Genomic DNA, 25,497 nt, shown 5'->3' with positions numbered 1-25,497 from the left:
TGGGGTCGGCAAGCATGATCGGGAAAATCTTCAACCGTCGCATGATGATGACCGCCGGTGCGGCCGCTCTGGTTGCCGGCTGTCAGGTCATTCCGAAGGGCGCAGGCCCGGCGACGACACCGGACACCGGCCCGACGCCGGAACCGAGTGCCACAGCGCTGCCGACGGATGAAACGCGCCACCGCGTCGCCCTGCTGGTCCCGATGTCCGGCACCAATGGCGCAGTTGGCCAGTCTATCGCCAATGCGACCACGATGGCCCTGCTCGATACCAATGCCAGCAATTTGCGCATCACGACATATGACACGGCGCAGGGTGCTCGCAGCGCCGCGGAAAAGGCGATTGCCGACGGCAACCGGCTGATCCTTGGCCCGATGCTCGCGGACAATGTCTCGCAGGTCGTATCTGTCGCCCGCGCCGCCAAGGTGCCGCTGATTTCCTTCTCGAACGACACCAGCATCGCTTCGGGCGATGTTTACGTGATGGGGCACATCCCCGAACAGTCGATCGAGCGCAGCGTGCAGTATGCCCGCAGCAGGGGTGCACAGCGGTTTGCCGCGATCCTTCCGCAAGGCGATTACGGCCAGCGCGCCGAGAGTGCGCTCACCAACGCCCTGCGCAGCTATGGCGGAGCGCTGGCAACTTCGGAAAGCTATGCCCGCGGCAACACCTCGATCGTGAGCGCGGCCCAGCGCCTCAAGCAGCGTGGCGGCTATGACACCGTCCTGCTGGCCGAGGGTTCGCGGCTCTCTATTCAGGCCGCCGATGAACTGAAATCGGGCGACGGCGCCTCGACGCGCCTGATCGGTACGGAACTCTGGAGCGGCGAAAGCACGCTGACGCGGGCAGGTTCGCTGCGCGGCGCGCTGTTCTCGGCAGTCTCTGACGGCCGCTACAAGCGTTACAGCGACAGCTACAAGACACGCTTCGGGGCCAGCCCCTACCGGATTTCGACGCTCGGTTACGACGCCGTCCTGCTGACCCTGCGCGTGGCTCGCGACTGGAAGGTCGGGCGAAATTTCCCCGTATCGAAACTGCGTGAAGACGGCGGCTTCCTCGGCCTCGACGGTCCGTTCCGCTTCGGCAGTAACGGGGTGGTCGAACGGGCGATGGAAGTCCGCGAAATCCGCGATGGCGACGTGGTCGTCGTCGATGCCGCTCCGGCGCGTTTCGACGACTGACGCACAGCGTTGACGATAACAAGCCGGCCCCGCTTGTGAGCGGGTCGCGCAAGGCCATATAGCTTGCCCATGTCCGATGACCTGTTTGATGGTACGCCCGCCTCGAGCGGCGACTACGATGCCTCCTCGATCGAAGTCCTCGAGGGGCTTGAGCCTGTTCGCCGCCGTCCCGGCATGTATATCGGCGGCACTGACGACCGTGCCCTGCATCATCTCGCCGCCGAAGTGCTCGACAACGCGATGGACGAAGCGGTCGCAGGCCATGCGAACCGGATCGAGGTGCGCCTCGAAGAAGGCAATCGCCTGACGATTTCGGACAACGGCCGCGGCATTCCGGTTGACGAGCATCCCAAGTTTCCCGGCAAGTCCACCCTCGAAGTCATTTTGTCGACGCTGCATTCGGGCGGCAAGTTCTCGGGCAAGGCCTATGCCACCAGCGGCGGCCTGCACGGCGTTGGCGTTTCTGTCGTCAATGCGCTGTCCGAGCACACAAGGGTCGAGGTCGCACGCGACCGCCAGCTTTACGCGCAGGAGTTCTCGAAGGGGCAGACCCTAGGCAAGCTCGAAAGCCTCGGTCCGACACCGAACCGCCGCGGCACCACCGTCAGCTTTGTTCCCGATCCGGAAATCTTCGAAGGCAAGCAATTCAAGCCAGCCCGCCTGTTCAAGCTCGCACGGTCCAAGGCCTACCTCTTCGCAGGGGTCGAAATTCGCTGGAAGTGCGCACCGTCGCTGGCGAGCGAGGATGTGCCGGAAGATGCCGTCTTCAAATTTCCCGGTGGCCTTGCCGATCACCTTGCCGAACAGATCGGCGCGCGCGAATGCGTCACCAGCCAGCCCTTTACCGGCAGGCAGGATTTTGCCGAGGACAAGGGTCGCGTCGAATGGGCCGTTGCCTGGCCGCTCTATTCGGATGGCTCGACCAGCTGGTACTGTAATACGGTTCCCACACCGGATGGCGGAACACATGAGCAGGGCCTGCGCGCTGCACTGACCAAGGCTTTGCGGGCTTTCGGCGAACTGGTCGGTGCCAAGAAGGCGAAGGACATCAGCGCCGACGACGTGATGACCGGCGCCGAAGTGATGCTGAGCGTGTTCATTCGCGACCCGCAGTTCCAGTCGCAGACCAAGGATCGCCTGACATCGCCCGACGCTGCGCGTCTCGTCGAGAATGCGGTGCGCGACCACTTCGATCATTTCCTGACCGACAACATGGAGCGCGGGAAGGCGCTGCTGGGTCAGGTCATGGAGCGGATGGACGAGCGCCTGCGCCGCAAGCAGGAACGCGAGATCAAGCGCAAGACTGCCACCAATGCCAAGAAGCTGCGCCTGCCCGGCAAGCTGACCGATTGTTCGGGCGACGGCAAAGGCGAAACCGAACTCTTCATCGTCGAAGGTGACAGCGCCGGTGGTAGTGCAAAGCAGGCCCGTGACCGCAAGACGCAGGCAATCCTGCCGATCCGTGGCAAGATCCTGAACGTCGCGTCGGCCACGGCCGACAAAATCCGCGCGAACCAGGAAATCGCCGACCTGACGCTGGCGATGGGCTGCGGCACGCGCAAGGAATGCGATCCCGAAAACCTGCGTTACGACCGCATCATCATCATGACCGACGCCGACGTCGACGGTGCGCATATCGCAACGCTTCTGATGACGTTTTTCTTCCAGGAAATGCCCGAGATCGTTCGAAAGGGGCACCTGTTCCTGGCGCAGCCCCCGCTCTATCGCCTGACTGCCGGCAAAGAGAGCCGTTATGCCCGTGACGATGCGCACCGCGCCGAGCTTGAGGAAACCGTATTCAAGGGCAAGAAGGTCGACGTCGCGCGGTTCAAGGGTCTCGGCGAAATGAACCCCGGCCAGCTCCGCGAAACGACGATGAACCCGGAAAGCCGGTCACTCATCCGCATTACGCTGCCGCCGGAATTCGAGCAGCGCGCTGCGGTGAAGGATCTGGTCGATCGCCTGATGGGGCGCAATCCCGAACACCGGTTCAATTTCATCCAGAACCGGGCCGGCGAAATCGACCGCGACCTGATCGACGCCTAGGCCCAACCGGACCCGAAAATCAGCCGATAATCGTCGGGCGGCCGCATGACAGGCTGGTCACCCCGACATCGGCGACACCCAGTTTGACGCCGACCATGTCGGTCACTTCATTGAGCACGGCATCGACCGATGGCGCAATATTCGCAAGACCACGCAGCAGCCTGTCTTCTATCGCAGTGCTTTGCCGGCCGAGCCCGATATCGAGGGTCCTGATTTCGACATCGAGATCGCTGATCAGCGAATTGATCAGCGCCTGGACTGTGTCATTGGTCGCCACGCGCTTGCGCGTGCCTGCCCGGATTTCTGCAAGCGAGAGCCGAGGATACTGGTTCTGGTCGCCGCCTACCGACAGGTCCGCGTAGCCGAGAATATCCAGGACCGGCGTATCGATCAGGGTTCCTTTCGCAACCGTGGGGTTGGTCGAGAAATCGTAGAAATCGCCATCGTCGACTTCGCCGATCTTGGCCGATCCGATCGACGGCTTGACCCGGAGCGTTACGCCGTTGTCGCTTTCCGAAGGGTCGCATTCGACATCGTAAATCTGCGCTTCTGCCGGTGCCAGCTCCAGATAGAGCGGCACTTTAACGGCACCGATGCTCTGCGCCGTAGTCTTTGCCTCCACAGCGATGCGCGTTTCGGTCGTGTAGAGGGTGATCTTCTTGAGAGGATCGACGGCGAGGAAGGGTGAAGACGTGGTGTGTTGTCCACCAGCTATCTTCACATCGACCGACCCGAAGCTCTGGATCTCGGTCCTGATCTCTGCCGAGTATTCATCACCCTGCGCATTCTGCAGGGCGGCCCGCAGCATCATGTACGCGCCGACATTGAGCCGGTCGCTGCCACGATCGGCCATCTGGCGACCCAAAGGACCAAGATTTACGAGGCTGCTGAGGGCGATCTCGTCATCGCTCAACTGGTTGGCAATGCGTTCGAGCGCCTCCTGCCCATCAGAAGTGCTGGCTGCAGCAGCCATCGCCGACACGATCTCGTAGAGCGAAGCTTCGCCCGAAAATACATCCCCGAGGGTGTCGTCCTCATCCCCGATCCTGTCGCGCAGGATTTCAGCGAAGAGACCGACATCCACCTGCGCCCCCAGGATCGCGTTCACTTCGATGCGATTGAGGCCGAGATTGGTGTCGGCAAGAGCCTCCAGATACCGGCCCGGCAAGTTCTTGTCGAAGCCGAGCAGATCGCTGCCGAGATCGAAGGCGACGAGATCGGTCCGCGCCGCCCTCGCCCGCGCCGTGACGGACGAAAATTCCTTGCCCATCAGCTTTCCGAGCATCAGCGGCACCCGCCGTTCCAGCTGGACTTCGACGGCATTGGCCTCGTCGTCGTTCTCGACGAAGCGGTCGGACATGCTCACCCCGGTATCCGCGTTGAACTTGCCCGGTTTTACCGACACGATGCGGATGTCGAGCTCGGGCGACTGATCGAGAATGCCCTGTACTTTCTCTTCGCCATAACTCGGAATATCGGTTGGCAGGACGGCAGCCATCGCAGCTGCATCTGCCACGCCCTGAAGGTCGCGCTCCTCGAGATAGAGCATGCCGAAATCGATGGCGATCGCGGTCGCACCGAGCAGGGGCGGCGCAGCCAGGCTGAAGAGTATGGCCGAAGCGCCGCTTTCGCTTCTCAGTAGGGATTTGAGAGTGTTCTTTGCCATGATCATCGTCCAGTCAGTAGGTCGGCAGTTCGACGGTGGCTGAGCGGGCTATCGTTTCGCTTGGCAGCGGAACGAATGAGCTCTTGAACAGAGCATTCCCGCCGACGTCATAGCGAAGGGTGACGGTGTAGAACTGGTCGTCGCGGCTCGTGGATACGGCGACGTTTTCATATTCGATACCGTTGCGCTCCAGCAGGCTAGCTTCGATCGAATCCTGGACAAGACTAAGTCGTTCGGCCTCTGTCATGCCTGCCAGGCTCGCCCGCGCGGCATCATTGGTGACCTGCTGGATACTGTGAGCCTGCATGAACCAGGTTGCGTAGGTAAGGACCGCGAACATCATCGCGATGAGCATCGGGATGACGAATGCGGACTCCGCGAGAACGGACCCGTCCTCGTTAGTGCGGAAGCGATGGAAGATGCACGGCGACGACCCCGCGTCGCCATTCATCTTGTGAGTGATCGTTGCGGTTTCCATGACCGCTACTATCGCCAAAAGGCTTAAACACGATGTAGAACAGTCGAAATACGAAAATTTCGCAAATTACGCAGCGCTTGCTGCGGCGCACACAAACATAACTGGCGGAATCGCGTTCATAGTTAAATTCGATTTACCTGTGATTTTGCGCAAGTGGCAGCCAAGTACTGATTTTTCCATTGATTTAAATCAACGTGCGAATTCGCTCCGCTAACGCAGAAACGAATCGCCTGTTCTGTAGTTCAGAAAAATCTACTCTATAGTAAGAACGACGATTGCGCCTTCTACACCATAGGCACCGTGCAGGCCGTGAATACCGGCTACGCCTGAAAGGAGAGTGCCCGAATTCGTCAGCAGGCTCGTCTGGATCCTCTCGCCCACATTGTTGCGCAGGCATTTCTCCAGCGCTTCTCGGAATTCGACGCGAGATTTCACATCGACAAGATCGACGAACGGCACACCAACCAGGCGATCTTCGTTCAAGCCAAGTTTCTTGGCCAATGCCTTGTCACAACGGTCGATCGTGCCCCGCGGCGACAGGCGCGCGTATCCGATGCCACCGTGTATATCCATCGCTGCCAGGATCGATTCCTTGACATCGGCGAGCCGGAAATTGGTGACCTCTTCGGTTATGTCGCGAAACAACGCGACAATGTGATCGCCCCACGGAAAACAACGCATGTGTATCCAGCGCCCTACGTTGAAAAACGAAGGGAAGTCGGCAACGCTCGACTGGCCGGTAGTGGAAGTCCGGATCAGGAGGGATTCCGCAACACTGCCACGAATATTCACGTGGAGGTCCGTCACGGTCAGACCGATCAGGTCCTTGCGCGATTTGTGAAGCATCATTTCCAGCTGCTGGTTGACGGTCTCGATCTTCAGATCGTGGTCCATCACCATCAGGGACTCAGAGATCCAGTTGGCAAAATTTTCGATTACTTCAAGCGGATCGGCCGCTTCACCCGACGCCGATTTGGAAGCATAACCCTGCGCTTCCTCGTAATCTGCAATCGACAATAAAGCGTGTGTTTTACGCCCGTGGTTGGTGACGATTACTGGCCCCGTTTGCGCAGCTTCGCGATATTTCGCGAAGTGGCGGACAAAATCTGCCGCAGTTACATTACGATTATCTTCGTTCATCGCTGTGCCCCTTCAGAACAAGTGGCTCATCTCCCCAGATGCGACGAACGTCATATTGACGCTCATTATGTTAAAAAGTCAATTAAAAGCCTGAATTTACTTAAATTCAACCACAAGCTATCCCTGCTTTTTGATGTGGATCAATATTGGTTTCGTGGTGATCGTTCACAATTTCTGCAATTTTCGGAAATCGACTATCCAAAACCTGAAAGTCGGGTTTGCCGCTCCACGCTAGGAAATCCGCTCGGTTAGTATTTCGAGTTTTCCTTCCAAGGTTCGATGAACCGGACATTTGTCGGCAATTTCGAGCAATTCCGCCACTTCGCTCTGATCGAGGTCACCGTGTAACTCGATCTTGCGATGCAATGCCTGGATCCGCACACCCTTCTCGCAATTTTCGCAATCTGCATGGTAATCGCGCTCGTGAGTCACGTGCACCGTCACACTTTCCAGGGGGAAGCCGACCCGATCTGCATACATCTTCAGTGTCATTGACGTGCACGCACCCAATGATGCGTTCAAAAGATCGTATGGCGTCGGACCTGTATCATCCCCTCCGTAATCGCGCGGCTCGTCAACGATGAACCGGTGACGCGCAGAGTGCACTTCCGTCCCGAACTTTCCATGACCGGATTTCACGACCACGCCTTCTGCAGGGAGAGGCCAATCCTCCTTGAGCGGAAGGTAGCGCTGCGCCCAGCTGGCAATCATCATTGCGGCGAAATGCGCGTCTGCATCATCAAGCAGCAGATGGTCTGCTCCGGCAAGGCTGACAAAGGATTTCGGATGCTTCGCAGCAGCGAACAAAGTGCTGGCATGATCGACACCGACCACCTCGTCGGTCGGGCTATGAAGGATCAGCAGCGGCTTGCGCAGCCTTCCCACCTCCTCCAGCAGATCGACTGCGGAGGTCCGCTCGATGAAATCCTTGCCGAGCGAGAACTCCCGCCCGCCGATCTTTACCTGACCCTCGCCTGTCTCACGGATTGCGTCCAGGTCGCCGTCGATATTCGACAGTACATGCGGCACATCGGAAGGGGCACCGATGGTCGCGATCGCTGCCACGGTGTCCGTTTCCAGCTGATCGGCAGCCGCCAGGACCGCCGCCCCACCGAGACTGTGCCCGACCATGAGTATTGCCGTGCCGAAGCGCTGATAGAGGTAGTTTGCCGCATGGGCGATATCCGCAACATCGGTGACGAAACCGGCCTTCCCGAAATCACCCTCGCTGTCGCCCAGGCCGGTAAAATCGAACCTGAGGCATGCAATGCCCTCGCGCGCCAGTGCACGAGCGACTTCGACCGCTGCACGCGAATTCTTCGTGCAAGTGAAGCAATGCGCGAACAACGCCGCGCCGCGGACCAGGCCGGTCGGCATTTCCAGCGATCCCGCCAGAGTGTGTCCCGATGCAGTCTGGATGGAAACAGGTTCTGTCGGCATTCTCGCTCCGTTTGCTATTCGCGGTATGCTGATGCAACGCGCTCTTGCTCTTCGCGTGCCCTCCCCCTAACGCAAACGTCAAGTTGCAAAGCGAAACTCCAAGGGAGCCTACATGACCGAGACGACGCGCTTCGAGGGCACCAGCTCGTATATCGCCACCGATGACCTGAAAGTCGCAGTGAATGCCGCAGTGACCTTGCGCCGACCGCTCCTGGTCAAGGGCGAGCCCGGCACCGGCAAGACGGTGCTGGCGCATGAAATCGCCAAGGCGACCGGTGCGCCGCTGATCGAATGGAACGTCAAATCGACGACCAAAGCGCAGCAGGGCCTCTACGAATACGACGCGGTTGCCCGTCTTCGCGACGGCCAGCTCGGCGACGAACGCGTCCACGACATTTCGAACTACATCAAGAAGGGCAAGCTGTGGGAGGCCTTCACCAGCCCCGAACTGCCCGTCCTGCTGATCGACGAAATCGACAAGGCCGACATCGAATTCCCGAACGACCTCTTGCAAGAACTCGATCGCATGAGTTTCGACGTGTACGAAACGCACGAGCGGATCGCGGCCAAGGAGCGCCCGATCGTCGTCATCACCTCGAACAACGAGAAGGAACTGCCCGACGCCTTCCTGCGCCGCTGCTTCTTCCACTACATCAAGTTCCCCGACCGCGAGACGATGAAGGACATCATCGAAGTCCACTATCCGGGCATCCAGAAGACACTCGTCAGCAAGGCGATGGATATCTTCTACGAACTGCGCGACGTTCCGGGCCTGAAGAAGAAGCCCAGCACCAGCGAACTGCTCGACTGGCTGAAGCTGCTCCTGAACGAAGACATGCCGCTGGAAGTCCTGCAGGACAGCAATCCCAACAGTGCAATTCCGCCGCTGCACGGTGCGCTGCTGAAGAACGAACAGGACGTGATGATGTTCGAACGGCTTGCCTTCATGGCACGCCGCAACCCGAGCTGATCTGACGCAGGAAAATCAGGTTTGCGGTGCTTCGATCTGCTTGACGAAGCGCTGCAGATCCTCGGTCCGCTCTTTCAGGCTGACGATACGCTCGGACGCAGCGGCAATTTCCCGGCCGTGATTCCCTAGGCGGCCATCACCGGCGTCGATCGCCTTGGTAGACTTTGCGAGGTTTTCCGACATGTGATTGCTCACGTCCCCGATGCGGGACTGGGCACTGTCCACCTCGACCAGCGAGACGCAGACATCCTGGATGGTCTGCTTGATCTGACCAATAGAATGGGAAACATCGCTGCACGCGTCGGCACCCGTCGAAACACGCTCGCTCATGGTCTTCGTTTCGGACGCGAGTGCGTTCACCGTGCGGTTGATCCCGGAAGCCGCCGCCTTGGCCTTGACCGACAGCGCCTGGACTTCGCTCGCGACAGTCTGGAAATTATCGCCGCTGCTGCCGGAGACAGCCGCCTCGATCCGCGCATTCAATGACAGGATGTCGGTCGCATCGGCCAATTCCGCGATCTTGTTGGCCGCTTTCTGCACAACCTCCATCGCCTTCGAAAAGCCTGCAATGCGCTCCATCAGTTCGGGCATGATGGCAATGAGTTCTTCGATCTCTCCCAGTGTAGAATCGATGACCGCTGTGCCATTGCCCAATTGCTCGAGTGCATCTTCGGAGATTGCCTGGGTCGCGCCACTCGCCTGGCTCATTACCTGCTGGTCGGTCGCAATCTTCGCGAGGATGGTCTTGAGCTCGTAGCGACCGGTCCGACCGGCATCGTTTGCGGCAAGCGCTGCTGCGAGAGTGTTCGAGACGTCGTCGAAACCTTCAAGAAGGCGAGCACTCGAGGCGGTGATCCCGCCTTTATGCATCATAGGATTGAGCTGTCCCATACCGACCTCTCCCGACGCTCCTGCGCCAGATCGCCAGTCTCATACTGGCTGAACAAGCATCGCTTTCCGGATCGAATCTCCTGTTCGACTGAGCTTAGATTACGCCAGCCCAGTAAACATTCTATTATTGCTCATTTTGTGTATTTCTTGTAATTTTAGAAAAGCTCTTGTTGCGTCATTTCCGATCGCTTCGGAGGCGATAACCCACAACGAAGTTACCCCAACGCCGACCATTGATTACAAACGGAATACTGGCGCAACGCATCAGCCAGAACTTACCGTCCGCGCGTGGCTGGCGATAAGTGTACATGCTGTAGGTTTCGAGCGGCATGCTTTCCCACTTGCGCCGATCGACCTCAATCATCCGCCCGTTGAAGCAATAAAGTTCGTCATGCTTCAGGTCGCCTGTCGGCGCCTGGGATTGCGCCGAGATATGGGTCGGCAGATAGCCGTTCATGTCATTCAGCAACGCAAAGATGATCGCGTCATCCTTCTCCGTCGTTGCGTCCAGGATGGGTCGCCAATTTTCGTGCGCCCAATCCATCAGGCGGTTGCGATAACGCTTTGGTTTGCTCCCCGCGATCTCCTGGTAATTCTCGTCGAAAATCTGGCTTTCGCTGATGACGCCGTCGGCAAGGGCCTGCTCGGTGACGCGCATTGCCTCCGCGTGACCTTCGGTGGCCGCTTTCGCCATCCTCTCATCGATCGCGGCGACGCCGGAATGAACGAGCTGGTTGAACAGGTCGTTGGCAATATCTTCCAGACCGGTAAGGCGCTCGCTCGATCGGCTCAGCTGGCGGTCGTTGGCGTCGGATGCCGCATCGAAGGATTCAAGGACATCCTTCACTCGCAACACGTGGTCGCTGATGGTGCAGGTCGAGCGCGCAATCTGGTCGTTCTGCTTGTCGACCTCTTCGACCAACTGGACAACGCTGCCGAGCGTCTGCTCGATGCGAGAGACGCTTTCCTGCGCCAGGCGGCTCTCGGATGCACCATCCTCGATCTGGGTGATGACTGTGCCGGCCTCGGACGCGAGAGCATCCATGGTCTTGCCGATTTCTTCGGTGGCCTTGCGCGTATTGGCGGCGAGCGTCTTGACCTCTGTCGCCACGACCGAAAAATTCGCGCCTGCATCACCCGCCCGCTGCGCCTCGATAGAGGCATTGAGCGCGAGCATGTTCGTCGTCTCGGCTATCTTCTCGATGTCGAGCGTGCTGCGGCGCACCTGGTCCATGGCGGCGGCAAAGCCGGTCACATGATCGGTCAGCGCGCCGACGAGTTCGATCAGTTCGTTGATCCGTTCGAGCGATCCGCTGATCAGTTCGGTCCCCTCGCCAAGCCTGGCGATGGCTTTTTCGGACAGCAGGCGGGCTTCGTCGCTCGCCTGGCTGACGCGGTCCTGGTCGGCTTCGAGTTCCTGGATGTTCTGGCGCAATGCCAGGTGATCGTCGCGAAGGCTGTTGCTGCTGCCTATCACGCTGGAAATCAGCCCAGCGACATTGGAAGCGGTATCGACCACACGCCCGCAATTGTCGGGCAATCCGCGAAGAACGGTCTCTTCGGAAATCTCTATCTTGCGATACTCGGTCATTTGCCCTCCCGACAAATGGCCGCCTGATTGCCCACGCTGCTCGATATTTTCCAAGTCAGCGATAGCGGCGGCTATTTGATTATCTCAAAGTACGTAGGCCAGCTCGAAATCACCCCAGCGCCGACCGTTTACGATGATCGGAACATAGACATTGCGCACGATATGGTAGGTCTTGCCGTCGCCTTCCTGGCGATAGACCGCCATCATGTATGGCGCGGTGCTCTTCTTCGCGGCAATATCGACGCCTTCGAGCATGATCCGGCCGTTGCGGCAGTATTTCGTATCATGCGCGAGATCGCCCGTCGGCTTACGCGAACAATCGGTGATATGCGTCGGCAGGAAGCCGTTCATGTCGGCGCTCGAACACATGCGAACGACGCCGCCGTCGGCAACCACACCATCGAAAATCGGGCGCCAGTTGGCATCGGCCCAATCGCTGAACGACGTGCGGAACAGTTTCGGATTCGTGCCCGGCACTTCGCGATAGTTCTGGTCGAACATCGCATCGATCCTGAGCTTGCCTTCCGCGATGGCCTTTTCTGCCGTTTCGGCAACACGGCGCGCAACGCTCTGGGCGCGCTCGACCTGTACACTGTCCTCGGGCGAAAGCCCGGCCTTCACGATCTGGTCGAACATGTCGCTGGCAGTCAATTCCAGCTCTTCCATCCGGCTATGCGCCTGTTCGAGCTTGGCCTCGTTATCGATGGCCGCCGTGTCATAGCTGTCGAGCACGTTCTGGACGCGCTGGACATGGCCGCTGATCGTGCTGGTCGAACGTGCGATCTGGTCGTTCTGCTTGTCGACTTCCTCGACAAGTTCTCCAACGCTCGAAATGGTCCGCTCGATCTGCGAGACGGAGGCCTTGGCCTCGTCGCTTGCCTGCGAGCCGGTCTGGATGCGTTCGATGACGAGGCTCGCCTCGGATCCCAGCGCTTCGACCGTGGCTGAAATCTCGTCGGTTGCCTTGCGCGTATCGTTCGCGAGGCTTTTCACTTCGCCTGCGACGACAGCAAATGTCCGTCCGGCATCACCTGCGCGCATCGCCTCGATCGTTGCATTGAGGGCGAGGATATTGGTCGTTTCGGCAATTTCCTCGATGTCCTTGGCGCTGCGACGCACCTGTTCCATCGCGGCGGCGAAGCTCGTAACATGCTGCGAAAGCGCTTCGACCAGCCCGAGGACCGAATTGATCTTGCCGAGCGATGCGTGGATCAGGCTCGTGCCCTCACCAAGCCGTTCGATCGCACGTTCGGACAGGAGGCGAGCTTCGTCGCTGGCTTCGGCGACCTTTTCCTGATCAGCCTCAAGCTCGGTTACGGTCCCCCGCAGGGCCGTATGTTCGTCACGCAGTTTTTCGGACGATTCGATGACAGCCTGGAGAATGCCCGCGACATCGGTGCAACTGACGGTCACATCCCCGCAGCTGGCAGGAATACGATCAAGCGCCTGAACACCCTCGCCGTTTATCTCAATTGCTTTCATCTAGCGCCCCGAACCCCGAATTTCGAAATAGTCAGTGGACACAGGTAACCGTTCATGGTTTCCGAATGTTTAAGCCTGATGCAATTAATGCAGCCGCTGGCGCTGAGCGCGGAGCGGCGCTAGGAGTGCGGAATGTTTTTCAACTTCGTCGACGAGCTTCGCGCAGCGGGCATTCCCGCGAGCTTCAAGGAACACCTCACCTTGCTCGAGGCGCTCGACAAGGATGTGATCGAACAGAGCCCCGAGGAGTTTTATTACCTCTCGCGCGCCACCTTCGTGAAGGACGAAGGGATGATCGACCGGTTCGACCAGGTATTCGCGAAGGTTTTCAAAGGTATCTTGTCGGATTACGGACAGAACCCCGTGGAAATCCCCGAGGACTGGCTTAAGGCCGTTGCCGAGAAATTCCTCTCCGAAGAAGAGATGGAGAAGATCAAGAGCCTGGGCGACTGGGACGAGATCATGGAAACGCTGAAGAAGCGGCTCGAAGAGCAGCAAAAACGCCACGAGGGCGGCAACAAGTGGATCGGCACGGGCGGCACCTCGCCCTTCGGCCATTCGGGCTACAATCCGGAAGGCGTGCGGATCGGCGGCGAGAGCAAGCACAAACGCGCGATCAAGGTCTGGGAAAAGCGCGAGTTCAAGAACCTCGACAACACCAAGGAACTGGGTACCCGCAACATCAAGATGGCCCTTCGCCGACTGCGCCGCTTCGCACGCGAAGGTGCGGCCGACCAGCTCGACATCGACGCGACGATCGACGGCACGGCCAAGCAGGGCTGGCTCGATATCCATATGCGGCCGGAGCGGCGCAACGCGGTCAAACTGCTGCTGTTCCTCGATGTCGGCGGTTCGATGGATCCTTTCATCAAGCTGTGCGAAGAATTGTTCAGTGCGGCGACTACCGAGTTCAAAAACCTCGAGTTTTTCTATTTCCACAACTGCCTCTACGAAGGCGTGTGGAAGGATAACAAGCGCCGTTGGCAGGAACGTACCAAGACCTGGGACGTGCTTCACAAATATGGTCACGACTACAAGGTCATCTTCGTAGGCGATGCCGCGATGAGCCCCTACGAGATTACCCATCCCGGCGGCAGCGTGGAGCATATGAACGAAGAGGCAGGCGCGATCTGGATGCAGCGTGTGACCAACACCTATCCTGCGACCGTTTGGCTGAACCCGGTGCCCGAGAAGCAGTGGAATTATTCCCAGTCGACCAAGGTCATCAAGCAGCTGGTAAATGATCGGATGTACCCGCTCACGCTCGACGGTCTCGATGACGCAATGCGCGAACTGAGCCGCAAGCACGGGTAGACTTCGGTTCGATGAGCCTGCCCGACGGTATCAGCCTGCGCGACCCGCGACCGATTGCCGCCGAAAGCCCCTATACATTCGAATTGCCGCATCCCGAGCACGTGGCCGCGGCGCGCGAAGGCGATCTGGTAAAGGCGATCTTTGTCGATCGTGATGGCGCTTACGATGCCGAACGCATGTGGATGCGCATCGAAAACCGCACAGCCGGCGCGTTTGTCGGTGTGCTCGACAACGAACCATCGGACATGGTGAACCTGGCTTGCGGCGATCCCGTCACGGTTCCGATCGACCATGTCATCGGCGTTTTCACCGGGGATGGCCGCGAACTTCCAGAAGTCGAACCACGGAGAACCTACTGGGATCGCTGTTTCGTCGACGCATGCGTTGCCGATGGCCGTTGCCATGCCGATTACCTCTACCGTGAAGAGCCGGACATGACCGAGGATGGCGACAAATACCTCGACAGCGGGTGGCGGATCAGGGGAACGGTCGGGGCCATCGCTATCGACAAGGAGAACGGCGACAAGCCGCGCTACATCGCCATCGGCGCAGTCCTCAATGCCGACGACCGCTGGGTCGACCTGGTCGACCGGGATCACCCATGCGCCTTCCAATGGGATGAGGAAGCGCAGCAATACATCGAACTGGATCGCTAGCCGAAGGGGGCGTCTATCGATCGTGCTGGCTCGCTGAACCAGCGCGGCCCACTCTCCGTCATATAGAAGCAGTCTTCCAGCCTGATCCCGAATTCGCCGGGAATGTAGATCCCTGGCTCGTTCGAAAAGCACATGCCTGCCGCAAGCGCGGTTGTCTCGCCGCGTACGAGGTTGACCGGTTCATGCCCGTCGAGGCCGATCCCGTGCCCTGTCCGGTGCGAGGTCCCGGGCAACTTGTACCCTGGGCCGTAGCCCAGCGATTCGTAATACTGACGTACGGCGTCGTCGACCTGCCCGGCCTCCACACCGATCTTTGCGGCCTCGAAAGCCACCTCCTGCCCCATGCGCATCTGAGCCCAGACCATTCGCTGTTTCGCCGTCGCTTCACCGAATACGAAGCTTCGGGAAATATCCGATTGATATCCATGCACATTGCAGCCGCTGTCGAGCAATACGACCTCGCCGTCGCGCACATGCTGCGGCTTGCCGGTCCCGTGGGGGTACGCACTCGCTTCACCCAGCAGGACCAGTGCGAATTCGGGCGATCCACCCATCTGCCGGGTCGCACCGTTGATAAGGGCGCCGATGTCCTGTGGTGTCATCCCCTCTTCGATGCGCGGAAAAGCGTAACGATAGGCGGCCAGAGTAATCTCGTTCGCGGTTTGCATCAGGGCGAGTTCGGCCGGCGATTTGCGCATCCGGCAACCGCGTACGACCGGATTTGCGCTGGTAATCTGAGCTTCGGGCATGGCGTGACCCAATGCATCGACGGCGAAGAAACGCACGGTTTCCTCGATCCCGATCTTGCCAGACTTTAGGCCGCGTGATCCAAGCCATTCGGCAATCAGGGCCAGAGGATCTTCATCCTCGTCCCAGGTGAGGATTTCCGCCTCGATCGCCAGGCTTTCGCGGACCGATGGTTCCTCGAAGAATGGTGTCACAATGGCGATCTCGCCGTCGCGGGTCAGCACGGCACCCGTCAGTCGCTCGCTGCGCCACCAATGTACGCCGGTGAAATAGACCAGACTGGACCCCGCCTCTACCAGCACTGCATCGATATCGTTGGCCTGCATGAGCGAGGCCGCCATCGCGACACGGGAAAGGCGCTCCTCGACGCTGATCGGCGATGCATTCGCCGCAAGATTTGGCAATTCGTCGCCAAAAGCCAGGCTACCCGACGAGAAAGCGAATGGAGTTGCGGCCGCCGTTGCCGTCGCTGCGATAAATCTGCGTCGGTCCATAACCCCGCCCCCTCTAGTACAGCAGGTGCTGGCGCAATGTTGCAATCCAGCTTGCCTCGTCATTGGACGCAAGCGCGTCCAGATCGCCCGGTTGCGCCGCCTTGTCATCGACCCATTCACGCAGCGCGGGGCCGCCGTTGATCACGTCGATGGCGAGCCGGTCGAGCTCGTACTCATAGGGGAAGTCGCGCCAGAGATCGTAATCCGGATAGAGATTGCGGATCGCCTTGAAGGCAAGCGCCTGAAGCCGCCATGGCCGGAAGCGTTCATGGTCGTAAAACGGACCTTCTGCGTGGATCATCAGAGAGTTGCAGAGTGAACCTGCGTGCTTGTGAAAGGTAGGTTCGAACCAGCATTCGCGCAAAGCGCAGCCTGCGAGCCAGTCTGGTTCGAGCGATGCCATTTCCGTGAAGACAGCCTTCGCATCGACGTCAGGTGCGCCGAACAGCACTTCGAGCGGCCGGGTAGTGCCCCTGCCCTCGCTCAAGGTCGCACCTTCGAGCATTACCGTACCGGCATAGGCCCGTGCCATGTTTACATTGGCCGCGTTCGGGCTGGGATTTATCCAGATCCGGTCCGTGGGCCAGCCATGCCCGGGACCATCGGGATCCCAGCCTTCCATTTGGATCACGCGGTAATCGACGTCGAGGCCGAAATGGTCGATGAACCAGTGGCCCATTTCGCCCATCGTCAGGCCGTGGCGCATAGGCATCGGGGCTGCTCCGACGAAACTCTCCTGGCCCGGTACCAGAAGCGTGCCTTCGACCGGTCGGCCGGCCGGATTAGGCCTGTCGAGAACCCATACGGCTTTTCCTGTTTTGGCCGCTTCTTCAAGGAGATAGAGCAGGGTCGTTACAAAGGTATAGATGCGGCAGCCGAGGTCCTGGAGATCGAAGAGGAAAACGTCGGCAGACGACATCATCTGTCCCGTCGGGCGCCTCACTTCTCCATAGAGCGAGAAAACCGGGATGCCGTATTGTGGATCGGTTTCATCCGCAGTTTCGACCATGTTGTCCTGCTTGTCGCCCTTCAGTCCGTGCTGAGGTCCGAAAGCGCTGGTCACGTTCACACCGCATTCGATCAATGCATCGAGTGAATGGACGAGGTTGGCTGTCACAGATGCCGGATGCGCGACCAAAGCGACCCGTTTGCCCTGAAGCTCGGCAAGCAGCTTGTCCTCCGTCAGGAGCCGGTCGATGCCGAAAAGAACAGTCATTCAAGGGTCTCCAGTTCGATGGTCCTGCCACAAGCGTGGTGGAAGTCGGGCTTACCTGCAGGATGGGCAAGCGCCCAGTACTGGATGTCCCCATTTTCCAGTTCGATGACGGAAGTTAGCCCCGCTGTAGCGGGTAAAGGCAGAGAGGTCGCGACACTGGCCTTCAGGATGAATTCCCGGTCATTGCGCGAGCAAGCAATAGCTATTGCATCGACCGGCGCGTTGCTCATTCCCTCGCGCGTGGCCGTAAAGGCATAGCTTGCCCATCGGCTCGATGGCGAAAAGTTGAACTCGCGATAGGCGATCTCGCCCTTGCCCTGCCAGAAGACCTCGAAACAGGTCGCCTTCCACAGCCCGTCCGTCCGTTCGGCAACTTGATGCTCCGGAAACCGGACGCGCGCCAGATCGCCTGCCACACGGTATTCGACCTCAAAGCCCTGCGATGTTGGATCGAGGCTCGCGCTGATCGAATTGATTGGGCCGTCGACGCAATCCGGATGCAAAATCAGGGATTTCATTATCGCTGCCTAAGTTTGTGAGAAGCGCACCGCAAGAGGCTTACACGACGCTTCGTCCGCTGCTAGAGGCGGCGCATCATGAGCACCTACAAATCCGATCTCCTGCGTGTTCTTTCCGAACGCGGCTATATCCACCAGATGACCAATGCAGAGGGTCTGGACGCCCTCGCCCAGACGCAGGTCATTCCCGGATATATCGGCTTCGACGCCACGGCACCCTCGCTGCACATTGGCAGCCTGGTGCAGATCATGATGCTGCGTCGCCTTCAGCAGGCTGGGCACAAGCCGGTCGTCGTGATGGGTGGCGGTACGACACGTATCGGCGATCCGACCGGCCGCGACGAGAGCCGCAAGATGCTGACCGACGAGGCGATCGAAGAGAATATCGCCGGCATCCGCACCGTTTTTGAAAAGCTGCTCAAGTTCGGCGACGGTCCGACCGACGCGGTCATGGTCAACAATAACGACTGGCTGGGCAAGCTCGGTTACATCGAGCTGCTGCAGGAAGTGGGCACGCATTTCACCGTGAACCGGATGCTCACTTTCGATTCGGTCAAGCTGCGCCTCGACCGCGAACAGCCGATGACCTTCCTCGAATTCAATTACATGATCCTGCAGGGATATGATTTCCGCTACCTGGCCAAGGAAATGGGCGTGCGCCTGCAGATGGGCGGCAGCGATCAATGGGGCAACATCGTCAACGGCATGGAGCTCGGCAGGCGCATGGACGGGACCGAACTGTTCGGCCTGACCACGCCGCTGCTGACCACGGCAGATGGCGCGAAGATGGGCAAGACCGCTGCCGGCGCGGTATGGCTCAATGAAGCGCAGCTGCCGAGCTACGACTTCTGGCAATACTGGCGCAACGTGGACGACCGCGACGTCGGGCGCTTCCTCCGCCTGTTCACCGACCTTCCACTCGACGAGATCGAACGCCTTGAATCGCTCGAAGGCGCTGAGATCAACGACGCCAAGGTCGTGCTCGCCAACGAAATCACGAAGCTCGTCCGCGGCGAGGAAGCAGCCAAGGCCGCCGAAGCCACTGCGAAGGAAACCTTCGCCGGCGGCGGTGCGGGCGAGGACCTGCCGACGCTCTCCGTTGGCGAGGAAGGGATGCGGATCGGTGCCGTGCTGACCGCAATCGGCTTCACCCAGTCGAATGGCGAGGCAAAGCGGAAACTGGCAGAAAGCGCGGTCAAACTGGACGAACAGGTGGTCACCGATCCCGGTTTCCTCGTGCTTCCCGATGGGCCTGACCCGATCAAGATCAGCCTCGGCAAGAAGAAGCACGGACTGCTTTATCGCTGACCTCCCCCATTTGGGGGACATGGACGCTGTCCCAAAATAGGACAGTAAGCCTTTACAAAATATCAGCCTTTCTGGCGCATTAGTGATCGCTGACAACCAAGCAGTGGAGGGTCACATCTGTGTCTGCGGGAGCAAACCTTAGCGTAACCGACATGCGCCGCGCGGCGCGTCACCCGGTCGATTTTCCGGTGATCGTCGAGCATCACAAGCGTGGTGACATCAATATGCATGTCGCCAATATTTCAGCGCACGGCTTCATGGTCGACGATTCTGCAGGATTGCAGCGCGGGGACCGCGTGATCATTCGCCTGCCTGTCGTCGGGCGGATCGAGGCCTATGTCATATGGAACCGCGACGATCGTGCCGGATTTCAGTTCGAACGGATCATCCGTCTCGACGATTTCATGGCGATCATCGACACGCTTCAGCCGAACCCGCGCCTGCGCCGTTCGCGCTAAGTAGTTACGCTTCCAAATCAGCTAGATTTTGACGTCTTGGCAGGCCCTCTGCGGCCTGCCATTGCGTATGCGTGAGCGACGCCGACACCACCCAAAACCACCCGTTCAAAATCGCCAATTTCCGGGCATACTGGCTCGCGCGGCTGACGATGACGCTGGCTCAATATGCCATGCTGCTAATCATCGGGTGGCAGACCTACAATATAGCGCGTGACGACGGACTGGGGCTGGCAGCAGCCTCGGGCCAGCTTGCGCTGATCGGCTTGCTGCAATTCGCGCCCCTGTTCGTCCTGACGCCATTCGCCGGATTAGCAGCCGACAAGTTCGACCGCAGGAACATTGCCCGCCTGACCGTGACGCTCCAGATGCTGTGCGCGGTCGGCCTCGCCTGGGCGACTTGGTCGGGAGTCATCAGCCTCGCCATCCTGTTCACTGTTGCCGTCCTGCTCGGCATTGCGCGGGCTTTTTCGGGTCCGGCGCTTTCAGCGCTCGCTCCCAACCTGGTTCCGAAATCGATCCTGCCCAATGCCATCGCACTGTCTTCGATCAGTTGGCAGGTCGGGATGATCGTAGGACCGGCCCTGGGTGGCTATCTCTATGTCCTCGATCCGGCAGCACCCTATGCGGCTGCGGCGGGACTTTTCATCGTCGCATTCCTCGCAATCGCGTTCATCGGCAACGTCCCGCAGCCAGCGTTGAAGAAGGGTGTCCACCCCGTCAGCCAGATCGTTGATGGCCTGCATTACGTGATCCAGAACAAGATGGTATTGGGTTCCATCACCCTAGATCTGTTTGCGGTTTTCCTCGCCGGTGCCACGGCTCTTTTCCCGGTTTATGCGCGCGACATCCTGCAGGTCGGCGCAACCGGCCTCAGCCACCTTGCCATGGCACCCGCCAGCGGGGCAGCAGTCACGGCACTGTGGTTCTCGATCAATCCGCTCAAGAACAATGTCGGTCCCAAGATGCTCTGGGCGGTCGGCATTTTCGGTTGCGCCACGGTCATCTTCGGCCTGTCGACATCGATGCCGCTGAGCCTTGCGATGCTGTTCATCGTCGGCGCCGCCGATATGTTCAGCGTCTATATCCGCCAATCGCTGATCCAGCTTCACACGCCTGACGACAAGCGGGGCCGCGTTTCGGCAGTCTCACAATTGACCATCAGCGCATCGAACGAATTCGGCGACTTCTTCTCGGGAAGCTTGGCATTCCTGCTGGGGCCGGTCGCGGCGGTCGTAACCGGGGGTGCCGGGGCCATCGCAACTGTGTTACTCTGGGCGAAGCTGTTTCCGGTCTTGCGGACGACGAAGACGTTCGACCCTCCTCCCGAATTGCTGGAAGACAGCACAGAACAAAAGATCAGGAGTTAGCCATGAAAGCTGCCAATATCCTCGAAACCATCGGCCGCACCCCGCATGTCAGGGTGTCCAAGCTGTTTCCTGATCACGAGGTCTGGATCAAGTCAGAGCGCAGCAATCCGGGCGGTTCAATCAAGGACCGTATTGGCGTTGCCATGATCGAAGATGCAGAGGCCAGCGGCGCGCTCAAGCCCGGTGGCACGATCATCGAGCCCACCAGCGGCAACACTGGTATCGGCCTTGCGATGGCGGCGGCGGTGAAGGGTTACAAGCTCGTGCTCGTCATGCCGGAATCTATGTCGCTCGAACGTCGCAGGCTGATGCTGGCATATGGCGCGAGTTTCGACCTGACCCCCAAGGAAAAGGGCATGAAAGGCGCGATCGAACGTGCCACGCAGCTCATTTCTGAAACCGAAAATTCCTGGATGCCAAGCCAGTTCGACAATGATTCCAACTGGAAGGTCCATGTGCGGACGACCGCCAAGGAAATCCTCGAAGATTTCGCCGATACGCCGATCGACGTTCTTATCACAGGTGTTGGCACCGGCGGACACCTGACCGGCTGCGCTGAGGAACTGAAGCGGCACTGGCCACAGATGAAAGCGTTCGCGGTCGAACCCAGCCTTTCGCCGGTTATTTCAGGCGGCCAGCCCTCTCCCCACCCCATCCAGGGCATTGGTGCGGGCTTCATCCCGGAAAACCTGCATACCCAGTCGATCGACGGTGCGATCCAGGTCGATCCTGAAGATGCGAAGGAAATGGCCCGCCGGTCCGCTAGCGAGGAAGGAATGCTCGTCGGGATCTCTTCCGGCGCAACCCTGGCCGCGATCAAGCGCGCCTTGCCCGAAATCGAACCCGGCATGCGGGTCCTCGGCTTCAATTACGACACGGGCGAGCGCTATCTTTCGGTGCCCGATTTCCTGCCGGAATAAATCCGGCAGGGCTTGCGCGCCCTCAATCCGGCAAGCTAGTCCCGTTGCATCCGTGTAGGGGGAATGGATCATCCGCTGGGTCGTCGCTCTGGCAATCGCGCATTTCGTGCTCGCGCTCGTCATCGGCGACCGCGCGCTGGCCGATTACTTCACGCTGACGACCATCGGCGAGGCTGTGTCGATCCTCGTCATTCCGCCGATCCTGATCTTCCTCGTGCTGCTGGTTCGGGCAGTCCTTGCTCGTCCAGACAATCTCATCGGGGATGTGAAGGACACGCTGGTCGCGAACCGCCAACGCTTCGCATCGGGTATCGTGCTGCTGGGCTGCTATGTGCTCGTCAACCGTGCCTATCGCGCGATCAAGGTCTCCATCCCGTCGATCAATGAATATTGGGCCGACCCGCTTTTCACGCGCTGGGACCGGGCGATCTTCGGGACCGATCCCTGGCGGCTGACACACGAAATGTTGTCACCCCTCGCTTCGCAATTCATCGACATGATTTATCTGCTGTGGCTGCCCGTAATGCTCCTGGCATTCGGTTTCGCAGCCTTCGCAAAGGAACCCGCGTTCCGCGTCAGGGCGGCGCTCAGCTATTTTCTCGTATGGATCCTGCTCGGAAATATCCTGGCGATCGTTTTCGCTTCCGTCGGCCCGTGTTTCTACGGCGACTTCTATCCGGCCAATCCGTTCACCGGACTTGAACAGGCACTCGCCGCGCAAAATGCCACCGCGCTGAAGGTGCAAGGATACCTACTGGAAAGCGCGGGAAACGAGGCGATCGGAAATGGCATCAGCGCCCTTCCCTCCGTCCACTGCGGAATGACCATGCTGATCGTGCTGATGCTGCACAACCGCTTCGGTTGGGGCTGGCAGACGATCCTTGCGATATTCTATCACCTCGCGATCCTAGTCGGCTCAGTGCATCTCGGATGGCATTACGCTGTCGACGGCCTGTTCTCGACTGCTGCGGTGCCGTTGATATGGTGGCTGATGGGCAGAGCGGTGCGGCTGATGCAGTTGGAGGACCGGAAAGCGTGACGATTGAGGAAATCAGCTATCGGGACGGCGCGATTGATCTCAAGGGCACCCTGTACCGTCCCTCGGGCGTTGCTCGTGCCGCAGTCGCCGTCTTTCCTACCATCATGAACCCGACCCCTGCTGTCGAAGCGAAGGCGCGCGCGCTGGCGGACGCCGGCTTCTTGGCGATGATCTGCGACTTTTACGGGGCAACCCCCGCAGATTTCGCCCAGTCGCAAGAATGGGCCCGTGCTCTGGTCTCTAATCCCGATGCGCATCGCGCCCGCCTTCGTGCGAGCCTCGCGGCGTTGGGAAAGATTGCACCGGACTTGCCAATAGGAGCGATCGGGTTCTGCATGGGCGGGCAGGCGGTGCTCGAACTGGCCCGCGACGGAGCCGACCTGTTTGTCGTGGCAAGCTTCCACGGTTTGCTCGAAACGCTCCGCCCTGCGGAAGAAGGCGCTGTCAAGGCCCGCATTCTGGTCTGCCACGGCGATGCCGACACTCTCGTACCGCGCGATCATGTCACCACTTTCTGGGAAGAGATGGACCGGGCCGGGGCCAATTGGCATTTCCATTCCTACAGCGGCGTTCCACACGGCTTTACCAATCCCAATCCCTCACCGACGGGCGCTGTTGCCTATGACGCGAGTGCCGACCGCCAAAGCTGGGCCGCGCTGATGAGCCTGCTCGACGAGGAACTTGGCTAAAAAGAAAAAGGCCCAGACAAACGCCCGGGCCTCTTCCAATAGATTGTTCGCAAATCAGGCTGCGGTGAGGAATGCCTCTTCCGGCAGGGCCATCATGTGCTCTGCACCAGCTTCGAGCTTGCGGCGAAGCGCGCCTGCATCCGGCAGGTAACGCTCGGCGTAATACTTCGCCGAAACGAGCTTGGCTTCGTAGAATGCGGGATCCGCAGCGCTACCGTCTGCGAGCTTTGCAACAGCGACCTTGGCCATGCGAAGCCACATATAACCCAGCGTCACAATGCCCATGATGTGCATGTAGTGATGCGCGCCAGCACCAAGATTGTTCGGATTGGTCATGGCGTTCTGCATGAACCACATCGTCGCAGCCTGCTGTTCGCCAAGCGCTTTTTCGAGGCGCTCGGCAACCGGAGCCAACTTCTCGTTGCTTTTCGCTGACGCAATTTCCTCGCCCACGAGCTTGAAGAATGCCTGGATCGCCGCGCCACCATTCTGGGCCAGCTTACGGCCGCAAAGGTCCATGGCCTGGACACCGTTAGTGCCTTCGTAGATCTGCGCGATACGGCTGTCGCGAACGAACTGGCTCATGCCCCATTCTTCGATGTAGCCATGGCCGCCGAACACCTGCTGCATATTGTTGGCGACTTCATAGCCCTTGTCGGTGCCGTAACCCTTGATGACGGGCGTCAGCAGGCTGATCATCTCCATCGCTTCGGCGCGTTCTTCCTCGGTCTGGGCCTTGTGGCTCAAATCTTCGAGCAAGGCGCCCCACAGGCAGAGTGCACGCATGCCTTCGTTGAAGACCTTCGCGTCCATCAGCATGCGGCGAACGTCGGGGTGAACGAAGATAGGGTCGGCCTTCGCTTCAGGCTCTGCCGGACCGGTAAGGGCGCGGCCCTGGCGACGATCGAGCGCATAGGCGACGGCGTTCTGATAGGCTGCCTCGGCCTGTGCGAGGCCCTGCATGCCAACGCCGAGGCGCGCTTCGTTCATCATGATGAACATTGCAGCCAGACCCTTGTTCTCCTCGCCGACGAGCCAACCCTTGGCGCCGTCGTAGTTGAGGAGGCAGGTCGAATTGCCGTGGATGCCCATCTTGTGCTCGATCGAACCGCAGACGACGCCGTTGCGTTCGCCGACTGATCCATCCTCGTTCACGAGGAACTTTGGCACGACGAACAGGGAAATACCCTTTGAACTGTCGGGAGCACCCGGTGTCTTGGCCAGCACGAGGTGGATGATGTTTTCCGCCATGTCGTGCTCACCGGCCGAGATGAAGATCTTGGTGCCGGTGATTGCATAGCTACCGTCACCGTTAGGCTCTGCCTTCGTGCGGATGAGACCCAGATCGGTACCGCAATGCGGCTCTGTCAGGTTCATTGTGCCGGTCCATTCGCACGTCACCATCTTGGGGACATAGGTCTGGATCTGCTCGTCCGTACCCTTGGCCAACAGGGCAGCAATCGCGCCGTTGGTCAGGCCCGGATACATGCCGAACGCCTGGTTGGCGGACGACATCATCTCTTTCAGCGCGAAGCCGACTACCTGCGGAAGGCCCTGGCCACCCAGCTCTTCCGGCTGCGACAGCGTGCCCCAGCCCGCCTCGCGGTACATGTCGAAAGCTTCCTTGAAGCCGGTCGGCGTCGTTACCGAGCCGTCTTCGTGGCGGGTGCATCCTTCGATATCGCCGACGCGGTTCAGCGGGGCGATGACTTCGGATGTGAACTTGCCCGATTCGTCGAGAATCGATTCAACCATGTCGGGCGTCGCGCCCTCGAAACCGGGAAGGTTCCCATAGCTTTCGATGTCGAGCATCTCGTTGATGATGAAGCGGAAGTCGCGATTGGGGGCTTTATAGCTGGGCATCTGCGTGTCCTTGCGTGGGGAAT

General features: G+C 59.6%; 23 protein-coding genes. 12 read left to right on the top strand and 11 right to left on the bottom strand.

Annotation, left to right across the window (positions count from 1 at the left end; translation table 11 throughout):
• The first annotated feature begins 14 nt into the window (after positions 1-14).
• On the top strand, positions 15-1,181 hold the full coding sequence (locus AMC99_RS05540) for a penicillin-binding protein activator (protein WP_061923883.1): 1,167 nt from the start codon (positions 15-17) through the stop codon (positions 1,179-1,181).
• Between the two features lie 69 nt (positions 1,182-1,250).
• Positions 1,251-3,227 (top strand): DNA topoisomerase IV subunit B, encoded by a 1,977-nt coding sequence (gene parE, locus AMC99_RS05535; RefSeq protein WP_061923880.1) that lies wholly within the window; start codon positions 1,251-1,253, stop codon positions 3,225-3,227.
• A 19-nt stretch (positions 3,228-3,246) separates the two neighbouring features.
• Here parE and AMC99_RS05530 read toward each other — a convergent pair whose 3' ends face one another.
• Together AMC99_RS05530 and AMC99_RS05525 are read right to left on the bottom strand one after the other, a co-directional pair.
• Entirely contained in the window at positions 3,247-4,893 is a 1,647-nt protein-coding gene (locus AMC99_RS05530) for a pilus assembly protein TadG-related protein (protein WP_198143579.1), read from the bottom strand.
• Positions 4,894-4,906: 13 nt separating this feature from the next.
• Positions 4,907-5,371: a TadE/TadG family type IV pilus assembly protein gene (locus AMC99_RS05525; protein WP_061923874.1), complete on the bottom strand. Its 465-nt coding sequence runs from the start codon at positions 5,369-5,371 to the stop codon at positions 4,907-4,909.
• Here AMC99_RS05525 and AMC99_RS13975 point away from each other — a divergent pair.
• Positions 5,370-5,585 (top strand): hypothetical protein, encoded by a 216-nt coding sequence (locus tag AMC99_RS13975; RefSeq protein ID WP_157058260.1) that lies wholly within the window; start codon positions 5,370-5,372, stop codon positions 5,583-5,585. The two genes, AMC99_RS05525 and AMC99_RS13975, sit on opposite strands and share 2 nt — an antisense overlap.
• A 38-nt stretch (positions 5,586-5,623) precedes the next feature.
• Here the strand turns inward: AMC99_RS13975 and AMC99_RS05520 are convergent, their stop codons facing one another.
• Both AMC99_RS05520 and AMC99_RS05515 read right to left on the bottom strand, forming a co-directional pair.
• Positions 5,624-6,511 carry a type II toxin-antitoxin system prevent-host-death family antitoxin gene (locus tag AMC99_RS05520; RefSeq protein ID WP_061923872.1) on the bottom strand — a complete coding sequence of 296 codons (888 nt, stop codon included), beginning with the start codon at positions 6,509-6,511 and terminating at the stop codon, positions 5,624-5,626.
• A gap of 231 nt (positions 6,512-6,742) precedes the next feature.
• Complete coding sequence (locus tag AMC99_RS05515; protein ID WP_061923869.1) at positions 6,743-7,951, bottom strand: bifunctional alpha/beta hydrolase/OsmC family protein; 1,209 nt, start codon at positions 7,949-7,951, stop codon at positions 6,743-6,745.
• 112 nt (positions 7,952-8,063) lie between these two features.
• Here AMC99_RS05515 and AMC99_RS05510 point away from each other — a divergent pair, with 112 nt between their 5' ends.
• On the top strand, positions 8,064-8,921 hold the full coding sequence (locus AMC99_RS05510; RefSeq protein ID WP_061923866.1) for an AAA family ATPase: 858 nt from the start codon (positions 8,064-8,066) through the stop codon (positions 8,919-8,921).
• Between the two features lie 15 nt (positions 8,922-8,936).
• Here the strand turns inward: AMC99_RS05510 and AMC99_RS05505 are convergent, their stop codons facing one another.
• The 3 genes from AMC99_RS05505 to AMC99_RS05495 form a co-directional block, all read right to left on the bottom strand.
• Positions 8,937-9,794 carry a methyl-accepting chemotaxis protein gene (locus AMC99_RS05505; protein WP_198143578.1) on the bottom strand — a complete coding sequence of 286 codons (858 nt, stop codon included), beginning with the start codon at positions 9,792-9,794 and terminating at the stop codon, positions 8,937-8,939.
• 193 nt (positions 9,795-9,987) lie between these two features.
• The gene (locus AMC99_RS05500) at positions 9,988-11,403 is read right to left on the bottom strand and encodes a methyl-accepting chemotaxis protein (protein ID WP_061923860.1); all 1,416 of its coding nucleotides are present in this window, start codon (positions 11,401-11,403) and stop codon (positions 9,988-9,990) included.
• 84 nt (positions 11,404-11,487) lie between these two features.
• On the bottom strand, positions 11,488-12,885 hold the full coding sequence (locus AMC99_RS05495; protein WP_061923857.1) for a methyl-accepting chemotaxis protein: 1,398 nt from the start codon (positions 12,883-12,885) through the stop codon (positions 11,488-11,490).
• A gap of 132 nt (positions 12,886-13,017) precedes the next feature.
• Between AMC99_RS05495 and AMC99_RS05490 the strand changes: the two genes are divergently transcribed.
• The gene (locus tag AMC99_RS05490; protein ID WP_061923854.1) at positions 13,018-14,199 is read left to right on the top strand and encodes a vWA domain-containing protein; all 1,182 of its coding nucleotides are present in this window, start codon (positions 13,018-13,020) and stop codon (positions 14,197-14,199) included.
• An 11-nt stretch (positions 14,200-14,210) separates the two neighbouring features.
• Positions 14,211-14,855, top strand: coding sequence for an immunity protein Imm33 domain-containing protein (locus tag AMC99_RS05485; RefSeq protein WP_061923852.1), 645 nt, complete (start codon positions 14,211-14,213; stop codon positions 14,853-14,855).
• On the opposite strand, the gene AMC99_RS05480 is transcribed toward AMC99_RS05485, so the two are convergent.
• Genes AMC99_RS05480 through AMC99_RS05470 form a run of 3 tightly spaced genes read right to left on the bottom strand, consistent with a single transcriptional unit; the run spans position 14,852 to position 17,830 of the window.
• On the bottom strand, positions 14,852-16,096 hold the full coding sequence (locus AMC99_RS05480; RefSeq protein ID WP_061923849.1) for a M24 family metallopeptidase: 1,245 nt from the start codon (positions 16,094-16,096) through the stop codon (positions 14,852-14,854). The genes AMC99_RS05485 and AMC99_RS05480 overlap by 4 nt on opposite strands.
• 13 nt (positions 16,097-16,109) lie before the next feature.
• The gene (locus AMC99_RS05475; protein ID WP_061923846.1) at positions 16,110-17,312 is read right to left on the bottom strand and encodes an exo-beta-N-acetylmuramidase NamZ family protein; all 1,203 of its coding nucleotides are present in this window, start codon (positions 17,310-17,312) and stop codon (positions 16,110-16,112) included.
• Entirely contained in the window at positions 17,309-17,830 is a 522-nt protein-coding gene (locus tag AMC99_RS05470; protein WP_061923843.1) for a DOMON domain-containing protein, read from the bottom strand. Before AMC99_RS05470 ends, AMC99_RS05475 begins: the two co-directional genes overlap by 4 nt.
• Before the next feature lie 78 nt (positions 17,831-17,908).
• Between AMC99_RS05470 and tyrS the strand changes: the two genes are divergently transcribed.
• From tyrS to AMC99_RS05440, 6 genes are all read left to right on the top strand, one after another.
• A complete protein-coding gene (gene tyrS, locus AMC99_RS05465) occupies positions 17,909-19,138 on the top strand; it encodes a tyrosine--tRNA ligase (protein WP_061923840.1) in 1,230 nt (409 codons plus the stop codon).
• A gap of 119 nt (positions 19,139-19,257) precedes the next feature.
• The gene (locus AMC99_RS05460; protein ID WP_198143577.1) at positions 19,258-19,596 is read left to right on the top strand and encodes a PilZ domain-containing protein; all 339 of its coding nucleotides are present in this window, start codon (positions 19,258-19,260) and stop codon (positions 19,594-19,596) included.
• A gap of 149 nt (positions 19,597-19,745) precedes the next feature.
• Positions 19,746-20,963, top strand: coding sequence for an MFS transporter (locus AMC99_RS05455; protein WP_232301541.1), 1,218 nt, complete (start codon positions 19,746-19,748; stop codon positions 20,961-20,963).
• Positions 20,964-20,965: 2 nt separating this feature from the next.
• Positions 20,966-21,883, top strand: a complete 918-nt coding sequence (cysK, locus tag AMC99_RS05450; protein ID WP_061923832.1) for a cysteine synthase A — start codon at positions 20,966-20,968, stop codon at positions 21,881-21,883.
• 106 nt (positions 21,884-21,989) lie between these two features.
• The gene (locus AMC99_RS05445) at positions 21,990-22,922 is read left to right on the top strand and encodes a phosphatase PAP2 family protein (RefSeq protein ID WP_061923828.1); all 933 of its coding nucleotides are present in this window, start codon (positions 21,990-21,992) and stop codon (positions 22,920-22,922) included.
• Positions 22,919-23,611: a dienelactone hydrolase family protein gene (locus tag AMC99_RS05440; protein ID WP_232301516.1), complete on the top strand. Its 693-nt coding sequence runs from the start codon at positions 22,919-22,921 to the stop codon at positions 23,609-23,611. Before AMC99_RS05445 ends, AMC99_RS05440 begins: the two co-directional genes overlap by 4 nt.
• A gap of 54 nt (positions 23,612-23,665) precedes the next feature.
• On the opposite strand, the gene AMC99_RS05435 is transcribed toward AMC99_RS05440, so the two are convergent.
• A complete protein-coding gene (locus AMC99_RS05435; RefSeq protein ID WP_061923822.1) occupies positions 23,666-25,474 on the bottom strand; it encodes an acyl-CoA dehydrogenase C-terminal domain-containing protein in 1,809 nt (602 codons plus the stop codon).
• Between the last annotated feature and the right edge of the window lie 23 nt (positions 25,475-25,497).

It is taken from the genome of Altererythrobacter epoxidivorans (assembly GCF_001281485.1).
In the GTDB taxonomy this organism is placed as follows: domain Bacteria; phylum Pseudomonadota; class Alphaproteobacteria; order Sphingomonadales; family Sphingomonadaceae; genus Erythrobacter; species Erythrobacter epoxidivorans.
Note: the sequence above shows the minus strand (reverse complement) of the source record. Positions and strands in the feature narration are given on the sequence as shown.